General features: G+C 67.9%; 25 protein-coding genes. 13 read left to right on the top strand and 12 right to left on the bottom strand.

Annotated features, from left to right (window positions below):
* Positions 1 to 8 precede the first annotated feature (8 nt).
* The 3 genes from A5760_RS19285 to eccCb are packed head-to-tail and all read right to left on the bottom strand — an operon-like array spanning position 9 to position 5,281.
* Positions 9 to 326 (bottom strand): WXG100 family type VII secretion target, encoded by a 318-nt coding sequence (locus A5760_RS19285; protein ID WP_064883680.1) that lies wholly within the window; start codon positions 324 to 326, stop codon positions 9 to 11.
* A 45-nt stretch (positions 327 to 371) separates the two neighbouring features.
* The gene (locus A5760_RS19280; protein WP_064883678.1) at positions 372 to 1,604 is read right to left on the bottom strand and encodes a type VII secretion-associated protein; all 1,233 of its coding nucleotides are present in this window, start codon (positions 1,602 to 1,604) and stop codon (positions 372 to 374) included.
* The gene (gene eccCb / locus A5760_RS19275) at positions 1,601 to 5,281 is read right to left on the bottom strand and encodes a type VII secretion protein EccCb (RefSeq protein ID WP_064883676.1); all 3,681 of its coding nucleotides are present in this window, start codon (positions 5,279 to 5,281) and stop codon (positions 1,601 to 1,603) included. The genes A5760_RS19280 and eccCb overlap by 4 nt, the downstream gene beginning before the upstream one ends.
* A 126-nt stretch (positions 5,282 to 5,407) precedes the next feature.
* Here eccCb and eccD point away from each other — a divergent pair, with 126 nt between their 5' ends.
* Both eccD and mycP read left to right on the top strand, forming a co-directional pair.
* On the top strand, positions 5,408 to 6,793 hold the full coding sequence (gene eccD, locus A5760_RS19270) for a type VII secretion integral membrane protein EccD (RefSeq protein WP_064883674.1): 1,386 nt from the start codon (positions 5,408 to 5,410) through the stop codon (positions 6,791 to 6,793).
* A complete protein-coding gene (gene mycP, locus A5760_RS19265; RefSeq protein WP_064883672.1) occupies positions 6,790 to 8,103 on the top strand; it encodes a type VII secretion-associated serine protease mycosin in 1,314 nt (437 codons plus the stop codon). The genes eccD and mycP overlap by 4 nt, the downstream gene beginning before the upstream one ends.
* Here the strand turns inward: mycP and eccB are convergent.
* Complete coding sequence (gene eccB, locus A5760_RS19260; RefSeq protein ID WP_064883670.1) at positions 8,068 to 9,417, bottom strand: type VII secretion protein EccB; 1,350 nt, start codon at positions 9,415 to 9,417, stop codon at positions 8,068 to 8,070. The genes mycP and eccB overlap by 36 nt on opposite strands.
* 121 nt (positions 9,418 to 9,538) lie before the next feature.
* Between eccB and A5760_RS19255 the strand changes: the two genes are divergently transcribed.
* The 3 genes from A5760_RS19255 to A5760_RS19245 are packed head-to-tail and all read left to right on the top strand — an operon-like array spanning position 9,539 to position 11,799.
* Positions 9,539 to 10,471, top strand: a complete 933-nt coding sequence (locus A5760_RS19255) for a cutinase family protein (RefSeq protein ID WP_419538261.1) — start codon at positions 9,539 to 9,541, stop codon at positions 10,469 to 10,471.
* 42 nt (positions 10,472 to 10,513) lie between these two features.
* Positions 10,514 to 11,149 carry a cutinase family protein gene (locus tag A5760_RS19250; protein WP_064883669.1) on the top strand — a complete coding sequence of 212 codons (636 nt, stop codon included), beginning with the start codon at positions 10,514 to 10,516 and terminating at the stop codon, positions 11,147 to 11,149.
* 2 nt (positions 11,150 to 11,151) lie between these two features.
* Positions 11,152 to 11,799, top strand: a complete 648-nt coding sequence (locus A5760_RS19245) for a cutinase family protein (protein WP_064883667.1) — start codon at positions 11,152 to 11,154, stop codon at positions 11,797 to 11,799.
* A 4-nt stretch (positions 11,800 to 11,803) separates the two neighbouring features.
* On the opposite strand, the gene truA is transcribed toward A5760_RS19245, so the two are convergent.
* The 8 genes from truA to infA all read right to left on the bottom strand — a co-directional run bounded on the left by truA (position 11,804) and on the right by infA (position 16,428).
* Positions 11,804 to 12,667, bottom strand: coding sequence for a tRNA pseudouridine(38-40) synthase TruA (gene truA, locus A5760_RS19240; protein WP_082279537.1), 864 nt, complete (start codon positions 12,665 to 12,667; stop codon positions 11,804 to 11,806).
* Positions 12,645 to 13,277, bottom strand: coding sequence for a 50S ribosomal protein L17 (gene rplQ / locus A5760_RS19235; protein ID WP_064883663.1), 633 nt, complete (start codon positions 13,275 to 13,277; stop codon positions 12,645 to 12,647). The genes truA and rplQ overlap by 23 nt, the downstream gene beginning before the upstream one ends.
* 59 nt (positions 13,278 to 13,336) lie before the next feature.
* Entirely contained in the window at positions 13,337 to 14,380 is a 1,044-nt protein-coding gene (locus tag A5760_RS19230; RefSeq protein WP_064883660.1) for a DNA-directed RNA polymerase subunit alpha, read from the bottom strand.
* A gap of 77 nt (positions 14,381 to 14,457) precedes the next feature.
* On the bottom strand, positions 14,458 to 15,063 hold the full coding sequence (gene rpsD, locus A5760_RS19225) for a 30S ribosomal protein S4 (protein ID WP_064883658.1): 606 nt from the start codon (positions 15,061 to 15,063) through the stop codon (positions 14,458 to 14,460).
* Between the two features lie 14 nt (positions 15,064 to 15,077).
* Positions 15,078 to 15,494: a 30S ribosomal protein S11 gene (gene rpsK / locus A5760_RS19220; RefSeq protein ID WP_064883656.1), complete on the bottom strand. Its 417-nt coding sequence runs from the start codon at positions 15,492 to 15,494 to the stop codon at positions 15,078 to 15,080.
* Between the two features lie 6 nt (positions 15,495 to 15,500).
* Positions 15,501 to 15,875, bottom strand: a complete 375-nt coding sequence (gene rpsM, locus A5760_RS19215) for a 30S ribosomal protein S13 (protein ID WP_007773477.1) — start codon at positions 15,873 to 15,875, stop codon at positions 15,501 to 15,503.
* Between the two features lie 168 nt (positions 15,876 to 16,043).
* Positions 16,044 to 16,157: a 50S ribosomal protein L36 gene (rpmJ, locus tag A5760_RS26295; protein ID WP_025737541.1), complete on the bottom strand. Its 114-nt coding sequence runs from the start codon at positions 16,155 to 16,157 to the stop codon at positions 16,044 to 16,046.
* A 49-nt stretch (positions 16,158 to 16,206) separates the two neighbouring features.
* Positions 16,207 to 16,428, bottom strand: a complete 222-nt coding sequence (gene infA, locus A5760_RS19210) for a translation initiation factor IF-1 (RefSeq protein WP_003418601.1) — start codon at positions 16,426 to 16,428, stop codon at positions 16,207 to 16,209.
* A 251-nt stretch (positions 16,429 to 16,679) separates the two neighbouring features.
* Here infA and A5760_RS19205 point away from each other — a divergent pair, with 251 nt between their 5' ends.
* The 8 genes from A5760_RS19205 to A5760_RS19170 all read left to right on the top strand — a co-directional run bounded on the left by A5760_RS19205 (position 16,680) and on the right by A5760_RS19170 (position 25,953).
* Positions 16,680 to 18,383, top strand: a complete 1,704-nt coding sequence (locus A5760_RS19205; protein ID WP_231122679.1) for an FAD-dependent oxidoreductase — start codon at positions 16,680 to 16,682, stop codon at positions 18,381 to 18,383.
* Positions 18,380 to 19,921 (top strand): ATP-binding protein, encoded by a 1,542-nt coding sequence (locus A5760_RS19200; protein ID WP_231122678.1) that lies wholly within the window; start codon positions 18,380 to 18,382, stop codon positions 19,919 to 19,921. The genes A5760_RS19205 and A5760_RS19200 overlap by 4 nt, the downstream gene beginning before the upstream one ends.
* A 28-nt stretch (positions 19,922 to 19,949) precedes the next feature.
* On the top strand, positions 19,950 to 20,798 hold the full coding sequence (locus tag A5760_RS19195) for an LLM class F420-dependent oxidoreductase (RefSeq protein ID WP_064883654.1): 849 nt from the start codon (positions 19,950 to 19,952) through the stop codon (positions 20,796 to 20,798).
* Positions 20,799 to 20,821: 23 nt separating this feature from the next.
* Positions 20,822 to 21,688 (top strand): LLM class F420-dependent oxidoreductase, encoded by an 867-nt coding sequence (locus A5760_RS19190; protein WP_064883652.1) that lies wholly within the window; start codon positions 20,822 to 20,824, stop codon positions 21,686 to 21,688.
* Between the two features lie 26 nt (positions 21,689 to 21,714).
* Entirely contained in the window at positions 21,715 to 22,710 is a 996-nt protein-coding gene (gene rfbB / locus A5760_RS19185; RefSeq protein WP_064883650.1) for a dTDP-glucose 4,6-dehydratase, read from the top strand.
* A 1-nt stretch (position 22,711) separates the two neighbouring features.
* The gene (gene rfbC, locus A5760_RS19180; protein ID WP_064883648.1) at positions 22,712 to 23,317 is read left to right on the top strand and encodes a dTDP-4-dehydrorhamnose 3,5-epimerase; all 606 of its coding nucleotides are present in this window, start codon (positions 22,712 to 22,714) and stop codon (positions 23,315 to 23,317) included.
* Positions 23,318 to 23,533: 216 nt separating this feature from the next.
* Positions 23,534 to 24,658 (top strand): acyltransferase family protein, encoded by a 1,125-nt coding sequence (locus A5760_RS19175; protein ID WP_064883645.1) that lies wholly within the window; start codon positions 23,534 to 23,536, stop codon positions 24,656 to 24,658.
* 158 nt (positions 24,659 to 24,816) lie between these two features.
* Positions 24,817 to 25,953: an acyltransferase family protein gene (locus tag A5760_RS19170; protein WP_064883644.1), complete on the top strand. Its 1,137-nt coding sequence runs from the start codon at positions 24,817 to 24,819 to the stop codon at positions 25,951 to 25,953.
* The last annotated feature ends 27 nt before the right edge of the window (positions 25,954 to 25,980 follow it).

Genomic DNA, 25,980 nt, shown 5'->3' with positions numbered 1-25,980 from the left:
CTTTCTCGTCACAGGTTTCCGCCGGCGGCGGCGATGTGGTGTGCATGGTTCTGGCCGGCCTCCTGCAGGGTGGCCGCGTTGTGCCGGATGGTGTCGGCGATGGTGTTGAGGGCGTGATAGAGCCGAAGTGACTCGGCGTTCCAGCGGTCCATCACGTCTTTGAAGCGCGCCGCCGCGAGCCCACCCCAGGCCGAGGGCGGAACGCCGTTCATGCGGCCGACGAATGTCTGCAGCATCGCTCTGATTTCCTCGTTGCGGGCGTCGGTGGTACCCGCCACCGACCGCATCAGGTCGAAGTCGGTGCTCAGTGTGTTCGATGCAGTCATACCAACTACGACCCCCGGGGCGGGTCCTTCGGTTCCACCGAATTTTCATCCGATCGCGTGGGCGGACCGCACTGCCTGCTCGCAGGCGTCGCGGACGGCGTCTTCGTCGCCGGCCCGGCTCTGGCAACCGATGCTGATCCGGACCGGGCCGTCCAGCAGGACCGTCCAGCGCACGTGATGTCCCGGGCGCACTTCGCGGTAAGTCACCGCCGGTCGGCCGGCGCTGGTCCCGGACGGGTTGAAGTCGACGAACACCCCGGGGGCCTGGGCATCGATCGCGCGCTTCAACCGCTCGGCCGTGCCGCTCAGGGTCTCACCGGCCACCGGCGACTGGGTGATGTGCAGCGCCAGGTCGGGATCCGCCGGAGAGGTGACCTGCATCCGGGCCGAGCCCGGTCCGCCGACCACCCGCTGGGACGACCACGTCGCCGGCACCGACAGCGCCACCCGGCCTTCGACCAAAAACGTGGTGGGCGCCGTTTCCACCGGCTTGCGCGCCACCTCACCGGGTCGGCTCATCGTCACCGCTGTCGGCGCCGCCGCGGCGACCACGATGGCGGCCGCCCCGACCCCGTTGAGCATCCGGCCGCGCGCTCGGCCGGCCCGGGCAGGCGCCGCTCCCGACGGCTGGGTGGTTGCCGGGTAGGCCGACCGCGCGACCCGGGCCAGCCGAATATCGGTTATTTCAAGGACTTCTGGGATGTCCTGCCCGGCCCCGCGTACCGCGTGGGCAATGAGCCGCGCCAGCGGCGCCGCACCCGCGACGCCGCTCGGCGTATCGATCAGCACGGCTTCGGGCGCCATCGGCGCAACGACGCCCGCTACGTCGCGGGCGACGCAATGGGGCTCGGCCGTGCGCGGTATCGCCGTGACCTCACCCGCGGTGATCGCCACCAGCCGCTCGGCGATTTCAACCACTACCGTCGCGTCCGGTGCGGCGCGGGCGGCCCGCATCAGCAGCGACGATCGCGTGTGCGTCTGACCGGCCACGGCCGCCGCGGCCGCGCTCACCACACCCACGCGCGCCGCCGACCACCACGACGGGTGCACGACGATCGTCCCGTCGCAGTGGCCGCGGCTTGCCGAACGCAACGCGGCTTCCCACAGTGCATCGACGGCCACCGGCCGCTCCCCTACCAGCGCCACCCGGTCGTCAACCGCATCCAGCGCCGCCCGAACGATGTCAGCCATCTCGTCGTCTGCGACGGCGCTTGTGGCGCAACATAACCGCCGAATCGTGCCGGGCCCGGCTTCGACGATTGCGGGATGTTCGCTCACGGCGGGCTCCAGGCAACCTGGACAAGTTCGTCCTCACCGGTCCGAGTGGTCAAGATGCCGCGGCCCGGCGGCAATCGCAGCGCCGCGGCGGAACCGAACGGTGCGCCCTCAGCCGGGCATCCGCTCATCATCAGTGACGCGCAACCGAGGTCGCGCAGACTCGCCAACAGTGGCTCGAACATCGCGCGCTCGAGACCACCGCTGCGGCGCGCGAGGACCAGGTGCAATCCCAGATCCGCCGCGTACGGCAAGAATTCGACGATCGGCGCCAGCACATTGCCCGCCGTGCCCGCGACAAGGTCGTAGTCATCGACGACGACGTAGAGGTCCGGTCCGGAACACCAGGATCCACTGCGTAACTGGGCCTGGCTTGCGTCGGGCGGCGGCATCCGCGCCTGCAGAGACTCGAGCAGGTGGGGCAGCAACACGGCCAGGGCGGCGGGCGACATGGCGTAACCGCCGAGATGTTCCGACTCGACGACTCCGAGCAGCGCGCGCCGGAAGTCGACGATCGACAGCCGGGCTTGCGCGGGCGTTTTCGTGCGGACGATCTCCCGGCACAAGGCTCGCAGCGTCGCGGTCTTCCCGCACTCGTTGTCACCGAGGACGAGAAGATGCCAATGGCGTTCGAAATCGATTGCGGTTGGCTGCAATTCGCGCTCCCCCAAGCCGAGCAGTATCCGAGTGCCCAACCCGGCGCCCGACCGGCGCAGCACAGTCTCGCGATCGACGTGCATCGGCAGCAGCCGTATCGGCGGAGCGGCCGACGCACCGGCGGGCACGTCGGCGATGGGCAAGGCGATCAGCATGTGCAGCCCTTCGTGGGAAAGGCCCCGGCCCGGATTGTTACGGGGCACATGCTGCGCGGTCTTCCGGTCGATTTCGGAGTCCGCGGGATCCCCCAGCCGTAGCTCGATGCGGGTGCCGATTTGATCCCGCAGCGAGGGCCGCACCTCGGCCCACCGCGACGCCGACAACGCTACGTGCACGCCGTACGAAAGGCCTTGCACCGCAAGCATGCTGATCGACTCTTCCAGAGTGCCGAATTCTTGACGCGCGCTTGCCCAGCCGTCGATGACGAGGAACACGTCACCGAATGGATCATCGGGCGCATCGATGTCCCCGCGCCGCTGACGGTATTGGACGATCGACGCGATGCCATGCTCTCGGAAGAGGGCTTCACGGCGACGAAAGACCGACTCGCATTCGGCGACTATCCGGCCGACGAGACGCGGGTCCGCTCGCCCGGCGACCGCACCCACATGCGGCAGCGTGCGCATCGTCGACAGCGCCCCGCCACCGAAATCCAGGCAGTAGAACTGCACCTGGCCAGGATCATGGGTGGCCGCCAGGGCGGTGATGAGCGTGCCCAACGCCGTCGACTTTCCCGATTGGGGTGCGCCGATGACCGCCAGATTGCCTGCGGCCCCGGATACGTCGACCATCAGCGGCGCCCGGGACTGATCGAGGGGCCGGTCTACAGTGCCGATGGGGACCGCGAGGCACCCAGGCGTGCAGGCGACGTCGGCCAGCAGGGTGTGCAGCGCCGGCGCCGGCCCGAGCGGGGGCAGCCAAACCCGATGCGCGGGTGGCCCCTGGCCGGACAGCCGGTCCAGGACGGTGCCCGAGATGGTCCGTGCGGGGTTCTCGCTCTCCGCGGCGGCGCGGCTGACCGCACCCACGATCCGGGTGCCGAACACCCGGACCGAACCCGCCCCCACAGTGCCTGCTCGGGCCGGCGTATTCGTCGGCAGCGGCGCCGATACCAGCGCCGCCTGGAAGCGAATCGGTTCGCCGCCGCCGATGCGCAAGAAGCCGGCGCCAGGGGTGCTCGGCAGTCGATATGCGTCAAGACCACCCAGCACGGTTTGGGATTCGTTGGCGGACAGCGTTTTCAGACACATTCGGTACGAGAGATGGGCTTCCAGTCCGCGTAGCCGTCCCTCATCGAGACGCTGACTGGCCAGCAGCAGGTGCATGCCCAACGACCGGCCGAGCCGGCCGATCGCGACGAACATGTCGGCGAAATCTGGATGCTGGCTGAGCAGTTCGGAGAACTCGTCGACGATGATGAACAGCGTGGGCAGCGGGGGCGACGCCCTGCCCGCGCGCGCCCGTTCGTATGCCGCGACGCTGACGCAGCCCGCCGTCCGCAGCAGCTGCTGGCGACGGTTCATCTCGCCGGCCAGGGCATCGCGCATCCGGGCCACCAGCGGTGCGTCGTCGGCCAGGTTGGTGATCACCGCGGCTACGTGTGGGGCGCGAGCATAGTCGAGAAATGTTGCGCCGCCCTTGAAGTCGATGAGCAGCAGGTTGAGCGTTTCCGGCGAGTTGTGGGCCATCATGCCCAGTGCGATGGTGCGAAGCAGCTCCGACTTGCCCGACCCGGTGGCGCCGATGCACAGCCCATGTGGGCCCATCCCGTCCTCGGCCGGCTCTTTGATGTCCAGCTCGAGTGGAACACCCTCTATGGTGCTTCCGATCGGCACGCGGAGTCGGTCGCGGCGGCGTTGTCGACGCCACAAAGCGGCCGGGTCGAAGCGGTCCAGAGCGCAAAGCCCGGTCAGCTCTGGCCAATTAGGGTCAGCGCTTGCCGGACGTGCCGTGTGCGCGTGGTATCCGGCCAGCCGGCGTGCGCATATCAGCGCGTCGATGGGGGTCATCTGGTCGGGACACCAACCCGGTGCCGTCAGTGCGGGCGTTCGAAATTTCAGCGCTGCGCCCGCCTCGGTGGCCGCCCCGATGGTGGTTGCGCCGGCGATCGGATCGACGCACTCGGAGAGATCGGTGACCACGACGAGTTCGTAACCTTGCACTGCGGCGAGCGCACGCCAGGCCTGCGCGGCGCTCGAGTAGATCATCCGGACCGGCCCCGCCTCGTCTGCATCTACCGGATGTTGGTTGTGCGGAAGCCATTTGAGCCAATCCCAGTGGCCCCGATTCTCGTCGTCGACGGCGGCCGCGATCAGCATTTGGCCGGGCGCATGCAGCACGGCGAGTTGACAGAGCATCGCACGTAGTAACCCGCGTACCTCACCCGGATCACCGTCGATCGTCACGAGCGTCCCCGCACGCAGGCTGATCGTGACCGGGGCATGGATCGTCGAATGCGCGCGCAGGAAGCGCCGTAGTGCCATGTCAGTGACCGGATCGCGGAGCTCCTCCGACGGAAGCTGCGGGGTCACCAGGCGGCGGGCGAATGGCTGGCTTCCCATGCCGACGCGCACGCGGCCGAAGTCGGCGTCGGTTGGCCGCCGCTCCCACATTCGGGGGCCGCCGATCAGGGTCCACAGCGTGTCGGGATCGGGGTGCCGGCTGATCGATGATCGGCGCTGTGCCACAGCAACTTCGGACACGGACCGACTGAGAGTGCCGAGATAGCCGAGATATTGATCCCGGTCGGCATCGAGCCCGCCGCCTCGCCTTCGAGCACGGCCGGTCAGCTCCGTCACCGCGGTCGAAACCAGCATCATCCCCGGCAGCGCCAGGAACGCGGGATTGCGGGACGCGCCGGTCCCCGCGGTGAACACCGCCGCCATGGTGCCCATGCACACCAGCGAGAGCGCCACCGGCAGCAACCGCGGCAGCATGCCCGGCGAAGACGGGGACGGCAGCTCGGGCGGAGCGTCGACGACGATGTCCCCGCCCGACGCCGCAGGCGCCAAACCATGCGTCATTTCACACCTCCCGGTTCGACGACGGTAGGTAGCACCGAGATCGGCGACAAGTCACCTGTGGACAGCCGGATACCGGGCCGTGCAGACGTGGCTACCTTCTTGGTAATTCGATCGAAGGGTTCGCTGTTGCCTGCATCCGATACCGGGCTGCGGCGCGTCGCAGTGTATTGGGGCACCGCGGCCGTCGACGTCACCCTCCCTGCGGGAATCCCAGTCGCTGTTCTGATTCCGTCGGTCATCGACATCCTTGGGGTTGGCCACCCCGACCGCGAGGCCGAGCGTTACCGCTTATCGGTGCCCGGCGCATCCGGACTGGATCCGTCAATGACACTGGCGCAGCATGACATCGGAGATGGCGCCATCCTGGTGCTGAGCCGGCGCAGCACCCCGTTGCCCGCACCCCGCTACTTCGACGTGGCCGAGGCCGTGTCGGCCACACTCGACGCTGCGACCGCGCCGAGCAGCGGCGCTTCACGTGCAGGCGCGGTCCGACTCATCGGCGCGGCGGCGGCAATGCTGTTTACCGGCGTCGGGGGCCTGGTAATCGTGCGTGACACGTTCCGCATCAACGCTGACCGAGATGTCGCCGCGACGGTCATCGCGCTGGTCGCGGCCGGCGCCCTGGCCCTCGTGCTGGCGGCCATCGCGCACCGCGGCTATCGAGATCAGACAGCCGGGCTGGCGTTGAGCGTGATCGCCACGGCGTTCGCGGGGCTTGCCGGCTTTGTGGCGGTGCCGGGCGCGCCGGGCATGCCCAATGTGTTGCTGGCCGCAGCGGCGGCCGGCGTCACCGCGGTCGTCGCGATACGCGTATCGGGTTGCGGTGTGGTCACATTGACCGCCGTGTCGGGCTGCGCCGTGGTCATCGCGGCGGCGGGGCTGGTGGGCGTGATCAGCGCGGCGCCGCTGCGCGTCGTCGCTTCAGCGGCCGCGCTGGTATCCGTCGTCCTGCTTCCAGTGGCGGCGCGCACATCGATCGCGCTGGCCGGGTTGTCGCCCCGACTCCAGACGCCCGACGCGGTGGAGATCGACCCGCACGAAACGACAACACGCTCCCGGGCGGTCCGCGCCGAGAGGTGGCTGACCAGCCTGCTTGCCGGATTGTCGGTATCGGCCACGCTGGGGGCGATCGTCGCCGTGGTTGCCGGCGCACCACGACTGTCGTGCACCGCGTTCGGAACGCTCACCGGCGCGCTCCTGCTATTGCGTGCGCGATGCGCCGACATGAGAAGAATGGTGGTGTTCGCGGTCAGCGGAATATCGGTTGCCGCAACGATATTCGGTGTCATCTCCGCGCGCGCAACGGTACCCGGACCCTGGATCGCTACGGTGACGACACTGGCGGTCGCCGTGGCGACGTACCTCGGCTTCGTCGGCCCCGCGCGACCCGCCTCGCCCGTCCTGCGTCGAGGCGCCGGACTGCTGGAGTGGCTGACGCTGGCCGCAATGGTTCCGTTGGCCTGCTGGATATGTGGACTCTATGGTGCGGCCCGGGGATTGAACCTCGCATGACGAATGCATGTGCCGGCCGCCTGCTGGCGGTGTCGGCGCTGACGCTCGCGACGGCGTTTGGAACGCCCACGGCGCAGGCGTTTTCGCCGCCGGACGTCGACGACAGGTGGTTGCCCAAGCCCGCCTTGCCGGCGTCTCCGTGGCCAACCGTGCAACGTGAGATTTGTGCGCCGATGAGGGTCGACGCGGGGCCGGGCCGCAACGAGCCGGCGAGCCTCGGCGACCTGTCGGCGGTCTGGCAACTCAGCCGCGGCGCCGGCCAACGGGTCGCGGTCATCGACACCGGGATATCACGACACCGTCGGCTGCCCGATGTGGTGCCCGGCGGCGACTACGTGTCCTCTGGCGACGGCACGCAGGATTGCGACGCGCACGGCACACTGGTGGCCGGAATCATCGCGGCCACAGCCGATTCCAAGGCCGACGGCTTCAGCGGGGTCGCGCCGGAGGTTACGTTGATCAGCATTCGTCAGTCCAGCGCCAAGTTCGCCCCCGCCGGCGACCGGTCCCGCGTCGGGGTCGGTGACGTCGACACCCTGGCGAGGGCCGTTCGGACGGCCGCCGATCTGGGAGCCTCGGTGATCAACATTTCGTCGGTTGCGTGCGCACCGGTGGCTTTCGCGCTCGACGACCGCGCGCTGGGTGCGGCACTGGCCTATGCCGTCGACGTCAAAAATGCCGTCATCGTGGCCGCCGCGGGCAATACCGGCGGCGCCGGTCAGTGTCCACCGCAGCGGGCCGACTCGACCTGGCAGACCATCACGGTCGCCGTCAGCCCCGCGTGGTACGACGACTACGTCCTGACGGTCGGCTCGGTGAATGCCCATGGCGCGCCATCTCCATTCACCCTCGCCGGCCCTTGGGTGGATGTCGCCGCGCCCGGTGAGGCGGTGTCGTCGCTCGCGACGGAACCGGTTTCCGGCACGAGCTATGCCGCCCCGGTGGTCAGCGGACTGGCCGCGCTGATTCGGGCCCGCTTCCCGGCATTGACCGCCCGCCAGGTGATGCAGCGCATCGAGACGACGGCACATCATCCACCGGCCGGATGGGACCCCCTCGTCGGCAACGGCACCGTCGACCCGCTCGCCGCCGTCAGCACCGGCACGGGCCAGGCGGATAACAGCCCCGGCCCAGCACCGGCACCGATGCCGATCGCCGGGTCGCCACCGATCCCACCGCGCGATTCTCGCGCCCGGGACACCGCGCTCCGCGGTGCCGCGATCTGCCTGGTTGCGCTGACCGTCGCTCTGGCGACCGGGGCGATACGAGGTCGCTCAAGGCGAGCGCGCGACCACATCCCTAGCGATTGACGCGGTCTGCCGGCTCAACTCCGGCCCGGCCGGCAACAGCGTGAGAAGCGGCCACGGCGCCGCGCCCGCAGAACCGAGGCCGAGATCGTGCGCGGCGGCGTCGTCATGGATGGCGAACCGGACCCCGGTGTCGGCGATCAGGTAGCGGGTGCCGGCCTCATCGCCGGCCCGCACGTACGCGCTTGCGCCGGGCGGCACGTAGACGGCGTCCACGGCGGGGCCGTTGCCGTCGGCCTGCGCCAGCGCCACCGGCGCCCGATCGGATGGGATCGGCAGCCCGACCTCCTCCAGGAATGCGACGCCGCTTCTCGGCTCCTCCCAGCTGGCGCACAACGTGCCGGCGGCCTGGGACAGCGTTGGCGCCCGGTCGGGAAAGAGGGCAACCGGCAGCTCGGCGACGACGGGAGCGGCCCGGATCGCGTCGGGCGCGACGGTGACGGGGTTGGTCGTGCCCTGCGGGTTGCTGAGGCGCAGGAGGTCGGCGCCCACCTGGCCGATGCGCTGCACCCCGGCCGCCAGCACCGCGTAAAACTCGTCGCCGTCGGCCCGTGTGATGCGAAGCACACTGCCGACGGCGAATCCGGGAAGTCCCGGCGTCCTGGCGCCCCGACCGCGGATCCGCGGCGGCGCGATCGGTGGCGCCTCGGGCACGGCATTCAGCAATCCCTGCGAGACCGGCAGCGGCGCACGGCCCTCGATGCGCAGCGCGCGGACCACGGCGGCATCGTCGAGGTCCACCATCGCCCGGTGGCCGTCGTACAGCAGGTAGGCCGGCGAACCGGAAGCCGGGGCCACCAGGATCGCGTGCCCGGCGGCCAAGGGGTGCACCGCGGGCGCCTCGGAGCGGCGGCCGATGATGATCGTCGTGGTGCTAGCGCCGGTGCTAGCGCATATCGACCAACCCATATCCCCAGGAGACAGCGCCCTGCCGAAAAATTGCGGCGCGCCCGGAATGCCCAGCACCGGGCCGCGTTTGGTGGTGCCCAGATCGGATTCGGTAACCGGTTGGGGGTCGGCGGCCGTCGCCGCGATGAGCCGGGCGGAGGCCAGGTTGAGCACCGGATGCCAGACGTCGCCCACCCGAACGAAGAGGGCACCCGATTCCCGGCTCACCACGATCTGCGCGCGATCCAGCGCTACATGCGGTCGCAGCAAACCGAGTACCGCGCAGCCCGCCACCGCGATGGCCGTGACGACGCTCCCGAACGCCAGCCCGGTCGCCCGGATTTCTTCGCCGAGCAACGCGCGTTCGGTGCGTCGCAGCAAATACCGATACGCGCTGACGTGCAGCCACGTAACCGGCTGACGCGGCACTGAATCTCCCCACCCCGTGAATGCGTTAACGCCCACGGTAGGCCGCCGATTCGGGCCACCAGAGCGGTTATCCACAGGTCGCCCGGGTTTCGACGCGTCACGATTTGGGTAACATTGCCCGGTGAAAACTCACCGTGTACGTACCCGTCGGGCGGGCACCGCGCGGTCAGCAGGCCGTTTGATCGGCCTGGGTGCTTCTGCCCTGGTTATCGCTGCTGGCCTGCTCGCCACCCCCGCCGCAGCGCCCAAAGCCTCCGCCGACGACTGCCCGGACGTCGAGGTGATCTTCGCCCGCGGCACCAACGAGCCACCCGGCCTGGGCCGGGTCGGCGACGCGTTCGTGGACTCGCTGCGCCAGCAGACCAACGGCCTGAACATCCTTCCCTACGGGGTGAACTACGCCGCCAGCAAGCTGCAGCTGCACGGCGGCGACGGCGCCAACGACACGATCGACCGCGTCAAGAAGAGCGTGGAAAAGTGCCCGAACACCAAGATCGTGCTTGGCGGCTACTCGCAGGGCGCGTCGGTGATGGACATCGTGGCCGGCGTCCCGATCGGCGGCATCAGCTGGGGCAGCACGCTGCCCGCGCAGTACGCCAACAACATCGCGGCCGTCGCCACCTTCGGTGACGTGGCCGACCGCGCCGGCGGCACCCTGCCCAGCCAGAGCGCGATGTTGGGCTCCAAGGCCATCGACCTGTGCAACCCCAACGACCCGATCTGCCACGCCGGCCCCGGCAACGAGTGGAGTGGGCACACCGAGGGCTACGTCCCTGTGTACACCACCCAGGCCGCGGCGTTCGTCGCGCAGAAGCTGGTCGGTCTCGGCCAGCAGTCGCCCGCGTTCGGTCCGCCGCTGGGCCCCGGCTACGGCCAGCAGTCGCCCGGCTACGGGCCGCAGACCCCCGGCTACGGACCTCAGCAGTCGCCGGTCTACGGGCAGAACCCGCCCGGGTCGGGCCCCTCGATCCATGGCGGCACCGGCACCGCTCCGGCGCCCGCGCCGTCGCTGCCGACTCCGGCCACAGACTCACCGCAAGCACCTCTCGTCTAAATCGTTACCGTCGGGTTATCAACGCCCCCTTAACATCGCTGTGTGAGGCTTATCCCGTTAGGGCTGGGCATCGGAATTGGCGCAACGGGCGCGTTATTGATTGCCCCCCAATTGGTTCCGCATGCGTCGGCGTCGTGCCCCGGCGTTGAAGTGGTCTTCGCCCGTGGCACCGACGAGCCGCCCGGTGTCGGCAAGGTGGGCGGTGCGTTCGTCAGCTCGTTGCGCGAGCAGACTCGCAAAAGCGTTGGCGCGTACGGGGTCAACTACCCGGCCAGTAAGGACTTCCTGGCCGCCACCAACGGCGCCAACGACGCCAGCAACCACATCCAGCAGATGGCCGCCAACTGCCCCAACACCAAACTGGTGCTGGGCGGATACTCGCAGGGCGCCGCCGTCGTCGATATCGTCACGGCCGCACCGGTGTCCGGCCTCGGCTACCGCCAGCCGTTGCCGCCCGCGGCCGCCGATCACGTCGCCGCCGTCGCCCTGTTCGGCAACCCGTCCGGCCGGGCGGGTCAACTGATGAGCGCCCTGTCCCCGAATTTCTTGGGCAAGACCATCGACCTGTGCAACCCGGGCGACCCGATCTGCTCGAGCGGCATGCAGTGGAGCTCGCACCTGAGCTACGTCCCCGGATTGACCAACAGGGCAGCGAATTTCGTTGCGGCCCGGGTTTAGCCTTGGGCCACCGCTGGTACGGCGCGGCATCCGCCGCGTCCATCGCCGTGGCGTCGCTGCTCGCCCTGGCGGTCACGACGTTCGCGGCGCCGGCGGCATCGGCGGGATGCCCCGGCGCCGAAGTCGTGTTCGCCCGCGGTCGAGAGGAACCGCCCGGTGTCGGCTACGTCGGCGCCGCGCTCGTCAATTCCCTGCGCGCCAAGACACGGATGCCGGTGGGGGCCTATGGGGTCAACTATCCCGCCGACGTGAGTCCGGCCAAGGGCGCCAACGACATGAGCGCCCACGTCCAGCAGATGGCGCGAAGTTGCCCGAACACCCGCGAGGTGCTGGGCGGCTATTCGCTGGGTGCCGCCTCCGCCGACCTGGTGGTCGCGGTGACCGAGCCGGCGTTCGGGTTCACCAACCCGCTACCACCGGCCCTGGATCAGCAGGTCGCGGCGGTGGCCCTGTTCGGTAACGGCACCCGCGGAATCCTTGGCCCCGTCCCCGATTTCAGCCCCGCCTTCGCCGGCAAGACGATCGACGTGTGCGCGAAGGGCGACCCGATCTGTTCCGGTGGCTTGAATTGGCCGTCACATCTACAGCCCTCCTACATCGATTCCGGACTGGTGGATCAGGCCGCCGGTTTCGTCGCCGCCAGGCTGTAACCGCTCAGCCGCGCGAGCGGATATCCCGGGTGATCAGGTTGCGCGCTGCCAGCTGGTCATCGGGTGGATAGTCGACAGCGACCAGCGACAACCCGAGGGCGGGCGCCGCGGCGAAGTCACTGGAACGCTCTGTGGCGCTGAGCAATTCGCGGCAATACGAGACGGGGCGGCGGTGTTCACCGACGGCCAGCAGCGCGCCGACCAGTGAGCGTACCATCGACCAGCAGAACGCGTCGGCGCTGACCTGCGCGGTGATCAAGTCACCGTCGCGGGTCCACTCCAGCCGCTGCAGGTCGCGGATAGTGGTGGCGTTCTCGCGATGACGGCAGAACGCGGCAAAGTCGTGCAATCCCAGCAGGTCTCGCGACGCGGCGGCCATCGCCTCGACGTCCAGCGGACGCGGCCACGCGGTGACGTAGCGGGCTTGCAGCGGCTGCACGCCCCACGGCGCCGTCGAGATCCGGTACAGATAGTGACGCCGCAACGCCGAGAACCGGGCGTCGAAACCCGCAGGGGCGCGGCTGATATCGACGACCCGGACATCGGTGGGCAAAAACCGGCCCAGCCGGCGCAGCAGCGGCAGGAACTCGGGTTCACCGACGCGCGGCGCACGCGGGTAGGCATTCGGCAGCGCCTCCAGCGGCACGTCGACGTGAGCCACCTGCCCGGTGGCGTGGACTCCGGCGTCGGTGCGCCCCGCCGCGCGCAGCCGCACCGGCGCGCGAAAGACGGTCGACAGCGCCTCGTCGAGAATTCCCGCCACGGTCCGCTGGCCGGCCTGAGCGGCCCAGCCCGCGAAACCTGTTCCGTCGTAGGCGATATCAAGCCGCAGACGGACGTCCTCGCTAACTCTCGTCAGCCTCGTCATCGGCGTCGGCGGCTTCGGCCTCGGCCCGCGCGGCCACAGCCTTGTCGGCCTTGTCTTCGGCTTCGGCCTGCGCCTTGGTCGGCTCGGCCTCGGCCGTGGTCTCCTCGACCTCGGCGGTGGCCTCCCCGGCCGTCGGGCCGACGGCTTCCTCAGGCTCGACAGCCGCCTGAGGTGCCGCCGCTGCCGCGACAGGAGCGTCCGACTTCTTGGAAGCCTTCACCCGACGAGCCCGATCCGCCTCGGAGGTGACCGTCTTCTCCCGCACCAGCTCGATCACGGCCATCGGCGCGTTGTCTCCCTTGCGCGGCTCGACCTTGATGATGCGGGTGTAGCCGCCGTTGCGGTCGGCGTAGAACGGACCGATCTCCGCGAACAGGGCGTGCACCACGTCCTTGTCGCGGATCTTCTTCAGCACCTCTCGACGGTTGTGCAGTGCACCCTTTTTCGCATGGGTGATCAGCTTCTCCGCGTACGGCCGCAGAGCCCGCGCCTTGGGCTCGGTCGTCTTGATCCGGCCGTGCTCGAACAGGGAGGTGGCCAGGTTGGCGAGAAGCGCCTTCTGGTGCGAAGACGACCCGCCGAGGCGAGGTCCCTTGGTGGGCTTGGGCATTGCGACTATCTCCTAATTGGGGCCGGTCCCCGTATCAGGTAGGACCGGGACGGAATTCTTTACAGCTGTTCGGTTTCCGCGTAGTCCTGGTCGTCGTAGGACGCCTCGTTGGACCAGGTGCCGGTGGCGACGTCGTAGCCCGCGACCTGCGAGGGGTCGAAGCTCGGCGGGCTGTCCTTGAGCGACAGGCCCAGCTGGTGCAGCTTGACCTTCACCTCGTCGATGGACTTCTGACCGAAGTTGCGGATATCGAGCAGGTCGGACTCGGTGCGGCTGACCAGCTCGCCGACGGTGTGCACACCCTCGCGCTTGAGGCAGTTGTAGGACCGCACCGTCAGATCCAGGTCATCGATCGGCAGGGCGAACGACGCGATGTGGTCGGCCTCGGCCGGCGACGGCCCGATCTCGATGCCCTCCGCCTCGACGTTGAGTTCGCGTGCCAGGCCGAACAATTCGACCAGGGTCTTACCCGCCGACGCCAGCGCGTCGCGGGGGTTGATCGAGCTCTTGGTCTCGACGTCCAGGATCAGCTTGTCGAAGTCGGTGCGCTGCTCGACACGGGTGGCGTCCACCTTGTAGGTGACCTTGAGCACCGGCGAGTAGATGGAATCGACCGGGATACGGCCGATTTCGGCGCCCGAGGCGCGGTTCTGCACGGCAGGCACGTAGCCGCGGCCGCGCTCGACGACCAGCTCGACCTCGAGCTTGCCCTTGTCGTTCAGCGTCGCGATGTGCAGGTCGGGGTTGTGCACGGTGACACCGGCGGGCGGCACGATGTCCCCCGCGGTGACCTCACCCGGGCCCTGCTTGCGCAGGTACATGGTGACCGGCTCGTCCTCCTCGGAGGACACCACCAGGCTCTTGAGGTTCAAGATGATCGCGGTGACGTCTTCCTTGACACCCGGCACGGTGGTGAACTCGTGCAGCACGCCGTCGATGCGGATGCTGGTGACGGCCGCACCCGGAATCGAGGACAGCAGCGTCCGGCGCAACGAATTGCCCAGGGTGTAACCGAATCCCGGCTCCAGCGGCTCGATGACGAACTGGGAGCGGCTGTCGGTGAGGACTTCCTCCGACAATGTGGGTCGCTGAGAGATCAGCATGGTGTTTCTTTATCTCCTTCTCGGCACCCGCTATTTGATGCCGTTAAGACCTGCGCCGGGTTCAGCGCAGGGGGTCTTTACTTCGAGTAGAACTCGACGATGAGCTGCTCGGCGAGCGGCACGTCGATCTGCGCCCGCTCGGGCAACTGGTGCACGAGGATGCGCTGACGCTCCCCCACCACCTGCAGCCAGCTCGGGATCGGGCGGTCGCCCGCCGTCTCACGCGCGATCTGGAACGGCACGGTGTTCAGCGAGCCGTCCCGCACGTCGATGATGTCGTACTGCGACACCCGGTAGCTGGGCACGTTGACGTGCACGCCGTTGACGCTGAAGTGTCCGTGGCTGACCAGCTGACGCGCCATCCGGCGGGTACGCGCCAGGCCGGCGCGGTACACGACGTTGTCCAGCCGGCTCTCCAGGATGCGCAGCAGCTCCTCACCGGTCTTACCGGTTTGCCGCTGGGCCTCTTCGTAGTAGCGACGGAACTGCTTTTCCATCACGCCGTACGTGAAGCGGGCCTTCTGCTTCTCCTGCAGCTGCAGCAGGTATTCGCTTTCCTTGATCCGCGCCCGGCCGTGCTGACCGGGCGGGTAGGGACGCTTCTCGAACGCCTGGTCGCCACCGACGAGGTCGGTGCGCAGCCGGCGCGATTTGCGAGTGATGGGTCCGGTGTAACGAGCCATGGATTGTTCTCCTCCTAGACCCTGCGTCGCTTCGGCGGGCGAACGCCGTTGTGCGGCTGCGGGGTGACGTCCGAGATCGCGCCGACCTCCAGGCCCGCGGCCTGCAGCGAACGGATGGCGGTCTCGCGGCCCGAACCCGGGCCCTTCACGAACACGTCGACCTTCTTCACTCCATGCTCTTGGGCCTTGCGGGCGGCGTTCTCGGCAGCCAGCTGCGCGGCGAACGGCGTCGACTTCCGCGAGCCCTTGAACCCGACGTGACCCGACGACGCCCAGGCGATGACGTTGCCCTGCGGGTCGGTGATGGTCACGATCGTGTTGTTGAACGTGCTCTTGATGTGGGCGGCACCGTGCGGGACGTTCTTCTTTTCCCGGCGACGGGTCTTCTGCCCCTTCTTGGGGGCAGAGGATGCCTTCTTGGCTGGTGGCATGGGCGGTTACCTGGCCTTCTTCTTGCCGGCGATGGTGCGCTTGGGGCCCTTGCGGGTACGCGCGTTGGTCTTGGTGCGCTGGCCACGCACCGGCAGGCCGCGGCGGTGCCGCAGGCCCTGGTAGCAGCCGATCTCGATCTTGCGGCGGATGTCTGCCTGCACCTCGCGGCGCAGGTCGCCCTCCACTTTGAGGTTGGCTTCGATGTAGTCACGCAGGTGGGTCAGCTGGTCATCGGTCAGGTCCCGGGTGCGCAGGTTCCGGTCGATGCCGGTAGCTGCCAGGATCTCGTTCGACCGGGTGCGGCCGACGCCGAAGATGTAGGTCAGCGCGATCTCCATCCGCTTGTCACGCGGAAGATCGACGCCTACTAGTCGAGCCATAGGTGGCGTTTCCTCTTTTTCTAGGCGGAGGTCTGATCCCAGCCCGTTCCCGATCTATCGGGGCCCGGCCTCCGACCGGGCGTAGATGAGCTGGCCCATCTCTAAAGATGCGAGCCACTCAGTGGTGCTGGGAGGTCTGCATTCAGTTGTGTCGTGCGTTCGCCGGGACTAGCCCTGGCGCTGCTTGTGGCGCGGATCGGTGCAGATCACCATGACCCGCCCATGCCGACGGATCACCCTGCATTTGTCACAGATTGGCTTGACGCTCGGGTTCACCTTCACGGCTGTTCGATCCTGTTCTGTATTTCGTAGGTTGTTCTGATCAGGCGCTTTACTTGTACCGGTACACGATGCGGCCCCGGGAAAGGTCGTAGGGAGACAACTCCACCACCACCCGGTCCTCGGGCAGGATGCGGATGTAGTGCTGCCGCATCTTGCCGCTGATGTGGGCAAGCACCTTGTGACCGTTCTCCAGCTCAATGCGGAACATCGCATTGGGCAGAGGCTCGACCACCCGGCCTTCCACCTCGATGGCGCCGTCCTTCTTGGCCATAACTAGTTAAGAATCCTCGCCGTATAGTTTCGTTCTCGTCTGCGCCTAGTCGACGCAACATTGCACCGACTTGGAACGTGAGCCGGTGACAGGAAATTCCTAGGGACTTGGCACACAAAAAGTCGGCGCGGATGCCGCACCGTTGTTCCACGATACCCGGTTATTCCGCTCCACCAAAATCGCTGTCGGCGGAACGCGGCCCGCCTGCTCGACCTCCCACATAGCCGCTGACGAGCGCATACTTAACGCCGATGACCAACCCCTCCGGCTCCTCGGCCCCCATAGACGCCGCCGGCCCCGCGGCGCAACAGCGCAAGCCCGTGATGTTGACCGTCGACGACGATCCCTCGGTGTCCCGGGCGGTCGCCCGCGACCTGCGCCGCCACTACGGCGAGGAGCACCGGATCGTGCGCGCGGAATCCGGGCCCGACGCCCTGGGCACGCTCAAGGAGCTCAAGCTGCGCGGCGAGACCGTCGCGCTGCTGATCGCCGACTACCGGATGCCGCAGATGAGCGGCATCGAGTTCCTCGAACAGGCGATGGACCTGTATCCGGCGGCCCGCCGGGTGCTGCTGACCGCCTACGCCGACACCCACGCCGCCATCGACGCGATCAACGTCGTCGACCTGGACCACTACCTGCTCAAGCCGTGGGATCCCCCGGAGGAGAAGTTCTATCCCGTCATCGACGGGCTGCTGGAGGCCTGGCGGGCCGCACCCGAACACCCCATCCCGCACACCAAGGTGATCGGCCACCGCTGGTCGGCGCGGTCCTGGCAGGTCCGCGACTTCCTGGCCCGCAACGGCCTCTACTACACCTGGTTCATGGCCGACGAACCCGCCGGCGAGCGGCTGCTCACCGCGGCCGGCGAGGACGGCAGGCGGCTGCCGGTGGTGGTCACCCAGCGCGGCGACACCCTGGTCGAGCCCACCGACGCGCAACTGGCCGAGACCCTGGGCCTGACGACCACTCCGTCGCAGGAGTTCTACGACCTGATCGTGGTCGGCGGCGGCCCCGCGGGCCTGGCCGCGGCCGTGTACGGCGCCTCCGAGGGGCTGCGCACGGTGCTCATCGAGCACACCGCCACCGGAGGCCAGGCCGGGCAGAGCTCGCGCATCGAGAACTACCTGGGCTTCCCCGACGGGGTGTCGGGGGGCCAGTTGGCCGACCGCGCCCGCCGGCAGGCGGAGAAGTTCGGCGCCGAGCTGATCACCGCCCGCAAGGCCACCGCCCTCGAGGTGAACGGATCCAAGCGCACCGTGCGGTTCGCCGACGGCGGCTCGATCGACGCGCACGCGGTCATCCTGGCCACCGGGGTCTCCTACCGCCACCTGCAGGCTGAGGGTTGCACCGAGCTGACCGGCTGCGGCATCTACTACGGCGCGGCCATCTCGGTCGCCCCGGAGTGCGAAGACGAAGAGGTCTACGTGATCGGCGGGGCCAACTCGGCCGGCCAGGCCGCGATGTACCTGTCGCGGACGGCCAAGTCGGTCAACATCGTGGTGCGGGCCCCGTCGCTGGAGGCGTCGATGTCCTACTACCTCATCCAGCAGATCGAGGCGAACCCCAAGATCAACGTGCTGACCTGCACCGAGGTGCAGCGCGCCGCCGGCGACGGCCACCTCGAGCAGCTGCGGCTGGTCAACAACCGCACCGGCGAAACCGAGGACGTCACCTGCGGGCGGATGTTCATCTTCATCGGCGCCGCACCGCGCACCGACTGGCTGGACGGGGTGCTGGCCCGCGACGACCATGGCTTCATCCTGACCGGCCCGGACCTGCGCAACGTCTGCGGCTGGACGCTGGACCGGCCACCGCACCACCTGGAAACCAGCGTGCCCGGGGTGTTCGCCACCGGCGACGTCCGCTCCACGTCGGCCAAACGGGTCGCCGCCGCGGTCGGTGAGGGTTCGATGGCGGTCATGCTGGTGCACCGATACCTGGCCGAAGCATGAGCGCCGAATCAATGACCGCCAAGGTGCCCTGCGAGCCCGACGAGCTGCGCAGCCTGTTCCTGTTCGAGGCGCTCAGCGACGAGCAGCTCGCGGTGCTGTGCAGCAACGGGCACATCCAGCACTACGAACCGGGTCCGATCTGCGTCGAGGGCGAACCGGCCACCTGCTTCTACGTCCTGATCGACGGGGAGCTGACCATGACCAAGCTCTCCGGCGGCCAGGACATCGAGACCAACCGCACCTCGCAGCGCGGCGTGTACTGCGGGGCCTGGCGGGCGTTCACCGGTGGCAAGCAGAAGAATTACGACGCCTCGGTGCACGTGACCAAGCCATCGCGCTTCTTTGTGATGGACGCGCCCGTGTTCGCGCAGTTCATGAAGGACCAGTTCCCGATGGCGGTGCACCTGCTCGACGGCATCGCCGTCGGCACCGACCGCACCCGACGGATCATTGACAACCGGGAGAAGCTGCTGGCGCTGGGCCGGTTGTCGGCCGGGCTGACCCATCAGCTGAACAATCCCGCCGCGGCGATCTCGCGGTCAGCGGCGGATCTGCGCGAACGGGTGGCCGGCATGCGGCACAAGCTGGCGATGCTCTCCGACGGCACCGTCTCCCCCGAGGCGCTGGGCGCCCTGGTGCGGTTGCAGGAGAGGGTCGCCGAGCAAGTCGCCAAGTCCGCATCGCAACACTTGAGCGCGCTCGAGACCGCCGACCGCGAGGACGCCGTCGGCGACTGGCTGGAGGGTCACGACATCGACGGCGGTTGGGACATCGCCCCGACGTTCGTCGAAGGCGGCATCGACACCGATTGGCTGGAGCGGATTTCCGCGGTCAGCGACGAACTGGCGTCGACCTCGTTGGAGATGGCGATCCGGTGGATCCACTACACCATCGAGAGCGAGCTGCTGATGAACCAGATTCTCGAAGCGAGCAAACGGATTTCGGTGCTGGTCGCCGACGCCAAGCAGTATTCGCAGCTGGATCGGGCCCCGTTCCAGGTGACGAACGTGCACGATCTGCTGCGCAGCACGCTGGTGATGTTCGCCGATCGATTGACCAAGGACGCGGGCAGGGACGCCGGCACGCAACGCGCCATCGCGGTGGTCAAGGAGTTCGACCAGACGTTGCCCGAAATCCCTTGCTACCCAGGTGATCTCAATCAGGTGTGGACCAACATCATCGACAATGCGATCGCCGCGATGCGCGATACCGGGGGCACGCTGACCATCCGCACCTGCCGGGAAGGCGAGCAGCTGGCCCGCATCGAAATCTGCGACACCGGGCCGGGGATACCCGAGGACGTCCGCGAGCACATCTTCGAGCCGTTCTTCACCACGAAGCCCTTCGGCGAGGGCACCGGGCTGGGCCTGGACCTGGCGTTCAACATCGTGGTGAAGAAGCACCGCGGGGACCTGCGGGTGGAGTCGGTGCCCGGCGACACCCGGTTCATCGTGCTGCTGCCGCTCGAGCCGCCCGCCGCCGGCGTCGCCGGTGCCGTTCTCGACGATGCCGATGAGGATGTAGCCGAGCCGGAATAGCCTTCACCGGGCACAGGTTGGGAACACCATGACCGATGCAGCGAGCAAACCCAACCTCGGCCGGTTCGGATCGTTCGGACGCGGCGTCACCCCCGAGCAGGCCAGGGACATCGAAGCGCTGGGCTACGGCGCCGTCTGGGTCGGCGGTTCACCCCCCGCCGAGCTGTCGTGGGTGGAGCCCCTCCTGCAGGCGACCACGACGTTGCAGGTGGGCACCGGCATCGTCAACATCTGGACCGCGCCGGCCAAGCCGGTGGCCGAATCCTTCCACCGCATCGACAAGGCGTACCCGGGCCGCTTCCTGCTGGGCATCGGCGTCGGCCATCCCGAGGCTCACACCGAATATCGCAAGCCCTACGACGCGCTCACCGACTACCTCACGCAGCTCGATGACTACGGTGTACCCGCCAACCGCCGGGTGGTGGCGGCACTGGGCCCGCGCGTCCTCAAGCTGTCCGCGGAACGCGCGGCCGGGGCGCACCCCTACCTGACCACCCCGGAACACACCGCGCGGGCCCGCGAACTCATCGGGCCCTCGGCGTTCCTGGCGCCCGAGCACAAGGCGATCCTGACCACCGACGCCGAGAAGGCCCGCGCGGTCGGGCGCAAGGCCCTCGACGTCTATTTCAACCTCGCCAACTACCGAAACAACTGGAAGCGGCTGGGATTCACCGAGGACGAGGTCACCCGGCCGGGCAGCGACCGTCTGGTGGACGCGGTGGTGGCATATGGCACCGTGGACCAGATCGCGGCGCGGCTCACCGAACACCTCGATGCCGGCGCCGATCACGTCCCCGTGCAGGTCCTGACGAAGGATGAAAACCTGGTCTCGGCGCTGGCCGAACTGGCGGGGCCGCTTGGACTGCAGTCGTCCTGACAAAGCTTCTAGGGGGAAACCAGATGACCGAGGGAGTTTCGCTCAAGCCAGAGCTTGGCCGGTTCGGCGTGTGGCTGCCCACCCGATCCGTCTCCCCCGAGTTGGCCGCGGGCATCGAATCGCTGGGCTACGGCGCCGCCTGGATCGGCGGATCACCGGACGCCGAGCTGTCCTGGGCCGAACCGGCCCTGGCGCGGACGACTTCGCTGCAGCTGGCCACCGGGATCGTCAACATCTGGTCGGCGCCCGCCCCGGAAGTCGCCGAGTCCTTCCACCGGATCGAATCCGGCCATCCGGGAAGGTTTTTGCTGGGTGTCGGGGTGGGCCACCCGGAGCACACCCAGGAGTACGTGAAGCCGTACGACGCCCTGGTCTCCTACCTCGACGAACTCGACGCGGCCCTGGTGCCGACCAGCCGGCGGGTGGTTGCGGCGCTCGGGCCGCGGGTGCTGGGCCTCGCGGCCCGGCGCAGCTCCGGTGCGCACCCTTACCTGACCACGCCCGAACACACCGCGAAGGCGCGCGATTTGCTCGGCGGTGCAGTGTATTTGGCGCCCGAACACAAGGTGGTGCTCACCACCGACGCGGAGAAGGCGCGCGCTATCGGGCGTCAGACCGTCGAGCATTACCTGGGCCTGGGCAACTACGTGAACAACTGGCTGCGGCTGGGGTTCACCGATGCCGACGTGCACAAACCCGGCAGCGACAAGCTGATCGACGCGGTGGTCGCCTATGGCACCCCGGAGGACATCGCGAGGCGCTTGGGTGAACATCTGCAGGCCGGAGCCGACCACGTGGCGATCCAGGTGCTGGGCGCCCACGACGAAGCGACGCTGCTACCTGCGCTAAGCGAATTGGCCGGACCTCTGGGGCTAACACGCGCAAACTGACGGATCGGCTCCGTTAGGGTTTGGGCATGCGGTTACTGGTCACCGGCGGCGCTGGATTCATCGGCGCCAACTTTGTGCACAGCACGGTCCGCGAACACCCCGAGGATGCCGTGACGGTGCTCGACGCCATGACCTATGCGGGTCGGCGCGAGTCATTGGCCGACGTCGAGGACTCGATAGAGCTGGTGGTCGGTGACATCACCGACGCCGAGCTGGTGTCGCGGCTGGTCGCCGAATCCGACGCGGTGGTGCATTTCGCGGCGGAGAGCCACGTCGACAACGCGCTGCACAGCCCCGAGCCGTTCCTGCACACCAACGTCGTCGGCACCTTCACCATCCTCGAGGCGGTGCGACGTTACGGTGTGCGGCTGCACCACATCTCGACCGACGAGGTCTACGGCGACCTGGAGCTCGACGACCCGCAGCGGTTCACCGAGGCGACGCCCTACAACCCGTCCAGCCCGTATTCGGCGACCAAAGCCGCCGCCGACATGCTGGTGCGCGCCTGGGTGCGCTCGTATGGGGTACGCGCGACGATCTCGAACTGCTCCAACAATTACGGCCCGTATCAGCACGTCGAGAAGTTCATCCCGCGCCAGATCACCAACGTGCTCACCGGGCGGCGGCCCAAGCTGTACGGCGCCGGCGCCAACGTGCGCGATTGGATTCACGTCGACGACCACAACAGCGCGGTGCGGCGCATCCTGGACAAGGGCGAGATCGGGCGCACCTACCTGATCAGCTCCGAGGGCGAGCGCAACAACCTGACCGTGCTGCGCACGCTGCTGCAGATGATGGGCCGCGAGCCCGACGATTTCGACCACGTCATCGATCGCGTCGGCCACGATTTGCGCTACGCCATCGACCCGTCCACGCTGTATGACGAATTATGTTGGGCGCCAAAGCATACCGACTTCGAGGAGGGGCTGCGTGCCACCATTGACTGGTATCGCGCAAACGAATCGTGGTGGCGTCCGTTGAAAGACGCCTCGGAAGCCCGCTACGAAGAGCGTGGGCAGTAGCGTGGAAGTTCGCGAACTGAAAGTTCCCGGCGCCTGGGAGATCACCCCTGCCGTGCACGGCGATTCGCGCGGCCATTTCTTCGAATGGCTCACCGACAAGGGATTTCTGTCCTTCGCCGGTCATCGCCTGGATGTCCGGCAGGCCAATTGCTCGGTGTCATCGGCCGGCGTGCTGCGCGGACTCCATTTCGCCCAGGTGCCGCCGAGCCAGGCCAAGTACGTGACCTGCGTTCGCGGTTCGGTGTTCGACGTCGTCGTCGACATTCGGGTGGGTTCGCCGACATTCGGGCAATGGGATTCGGTTCTGCTCGACGACACCGATCACCGGACGATCTACCTGTCCGAAGGCCTCGGGCATGGCTTCCTGGCGCTGCAAGACAATTCGACGGTGATGTATCTGTGCTCGGCGGAGTACAACCCGCAGCGCGAACACACGATCTGCGCAACCGATCCGGCACTGGGCATCGACTGGCCGCTGGTGGACGGCGCGCCGCCCAACCTGTCCGACCGCGATGCCGCGGCGCCCAGCCTCGACGAAGTGCGCGCCTCCGGCCTGCTGCCCACCTGGGACGAGACAACGGCATTCATCGACGGTATGCGCGACTGACGGCGCAATTGATGGCACATCGCGCGGGCTCACCGCCGCGATGTGCGTTATCCCGCAACACTGTTGGACTTCGTTAGACGCATGTAGATTAGCGCCGCGTTTGCGATCACCTGACTCGTCGGATAGCGTGAACCGGCCCTTTTCTCTCTTTGAGGGCGCTAAGATTGCGCCGATGACAATGCCGATGACGCCCGATGCGGGTGGCGGGGGACGCCGATGAAGCTAGGGCAGGTTTTCGATCCGCGAAGCAACGCACTGAACGCATGGCGGCTAGCGCTCGCGGCGGAGGTCATCTTCTGGCACACCTACCCGGTTCACGGCCATCTGCCCTCGCTGCGGGCCGTTCTGCAGCTTCTCCTCTCAGTAGGGGTGGACGGGTTCTTCGCGATCTCGGGATTCCTCATCACCGCGAGCTGGCTGAGTAACCCGAAGCTGCGCGCTTACCTCGCCGCCCGGGCCCTGCGCATCCTGCCCGGCTTCTACGTCTGCATGATCGTGACGGCGTTCGTGTTCGCCCCGCTCAGTGTGGCGATCCAGGGCGGTTCGCCGGCCAAGCTGCTGTTCTCGTTCGCGCCGTTCGAGTACGTCCTGAAGAACATCGCGGTCTTGTGGCTCAAGCCCGACGTGGGCGGCACTCCGTTCGACATCCCCAATGCGGGCATCTGGAACGCTTCGCTGTGGTCACTGTTCTGGGAAGTGATGTGCTATCTGGTCGTCGCCGCCATCGGCGTGGCGGGACTGGCCAACCGCAGGTGGGTCTCCCCGGCAATATTGGTGGTGGCCGCCATCGGGGCGTCCATGATGCCCCCTGTCACCTTCCCAGAGGTGTTCAACAAGCCGACCGGCAACGTGGGCGTCGTCATCATCTTCCTGGCGTGCCGGGCCGCGATCATGTTTGCCGCCGGAGCGCTGCTCTATCAGTGGCGCGACGTGATTCCCGCCCGCTGGTCGCTGGTGGCGGTGAGCGTGGTCATTGTGCTGGTGGCCGGCCAGCTGCCGGACTACCGGGTGGTCGCCGCCGTGCCGCTGGCTTACGCCGTCATCGTCTCCGGGTCGCTGTTGCACAACAAGCGATTGAGGTTGCGCACCGACCTGTCCTACGGCATGTACATCTACGCGTACCCGACCCAGCAGCTGCTGGCGGTCCTCGGGCTGCTCAGCCTGAATCCGATCGTGTTCTGCCTGACCGTGGCGCTGGCCACCCTGCCGCTGGCCGCGGCGAGCTGGTTCCTGGTCGAGAAGCCGGCGAGGTCGCTCAAGGCGCGACTGAAACGGAGATCCGCCGATTCCCACGAGCAAGCGGCCATGGCGATGCCGCCGGAGGTCCACGGTGCCGCTTAGCCATGATCGCGGCAATGTGAAGCCGCAAGACGCGGCGCTACCGGCAAAGGATCGCGGGGCCGCGACCTGATCAAGGCCACCGCCCGCGTCAGCGCCCGTCGACTTTCGGCCCGTACGATGGCGCCGATGACGAGTGGTGCGCAGGAGGCGGAGGCTGGATGAAGCTAGGGCAGGTATTCGATCCGCGAAGAAACGCGCTCAACGCACTTCGGTTGGCGCTGGCGGCCGAGGTGATGCTCTTCCACTCGTGGCCCATCACCGGCCACATGCCACCGAAGGCGACTCTGCAGCTTTTCTTCTCGGTAGGTGTCGACGGATTCTTCGCGATCTCGGGCTTCCTCATCACCCGGAGTTGGCTCACCGACCCACGACTGCGTGACTATCTCACCGCCCGCGCGCTGCGCATCCTGCCCGGCTTCTACATCTGCCTGGTCGTGACCGCGTTCGTCTTCGCCCCGCTCAGTCTGCTGATCCAAGGCGGTTCGGCCGCCAAGCTGCTCGGGTCCACCGCACCGCTCGTGTACGTCGTGAAAAACAGCGCGATCGCTTATCTGCAGCCCACTATCGACGGAACGCTGCACGGTGTGCCGGGTGGACCCGCCTGGAACGGTTCCATGTGGTCGTTGATCTGGGAACTGCTCTGCTACCTCTTCGTTGCCGCTATCGGCGTGGCGGGACTGGCCAATCGCCGCTGGATATCCCCCGCGGTTCTGATAGTGGCAACACTGGCGGCGTTGGTCGTGCCGCCCCTGACATTCCCCGGGGTATGGACCATTCCGCAGCTTGCGGTGCGCTCGGCCATCATGTTCGCGGCCGGAGCCGTCATGTACCAGTGGCGCGACGTCATCCCCGCCCGATGGTCGCTCGTCGCCGTCTGCGTCGTCATCGTGGCGGCAGCCGGGGTGCTGCCCGATTACCGGGTGGTCGGTGCGCTTCCGCTGGCCTACGCCGTCGTCGTGTCGGGCTCCCTGCTCAAGAGCGAACGGTTGAGGCTGCGCACCGATCTGTCCTACGGCGTCTACATCTACGCATTCCCGGCCCAGCAATTGTTGGCCGTGAGTGGGCTCGCGACACGCCTGCACCCGGTGCTGTTCTTTCTCACCGCGGTGGCGACCACCCTGCCGCTTGCCGCAGTGAGCTGGTTCCTCATCGAGAAACCCTCGATGTCCCTCAAGCGCCGGCTTCGGATCAAGTGGTCGGCTCCCGTCGCGTCCAGCTCCGACGAGCCCGGGCCTTTCAGCGCGGCCGACGCCCGGGTTGACCAGCCGGCTCCGGAGGCCCCGGGCGCCGGCTAGCTCCACCTGGCCGCAAGCACGCCGGCC

Origin of the sequence: Mycobacterium colombiense (genome assembly GCF_001665835.1) — a bacterium.
Classification (GTDB): Bacteria; Actinomycetota; Actinomycetes; order Mycobacteriales; family Mycobacteriaceae; genus Mycobacterium; species Mycobacterium colombiense_A.
The sequence above is the reverse complement of the archived record's forward strand: the minus strand, read 5'-3'. Positions and strand labels throughout refer to the sequence as shown.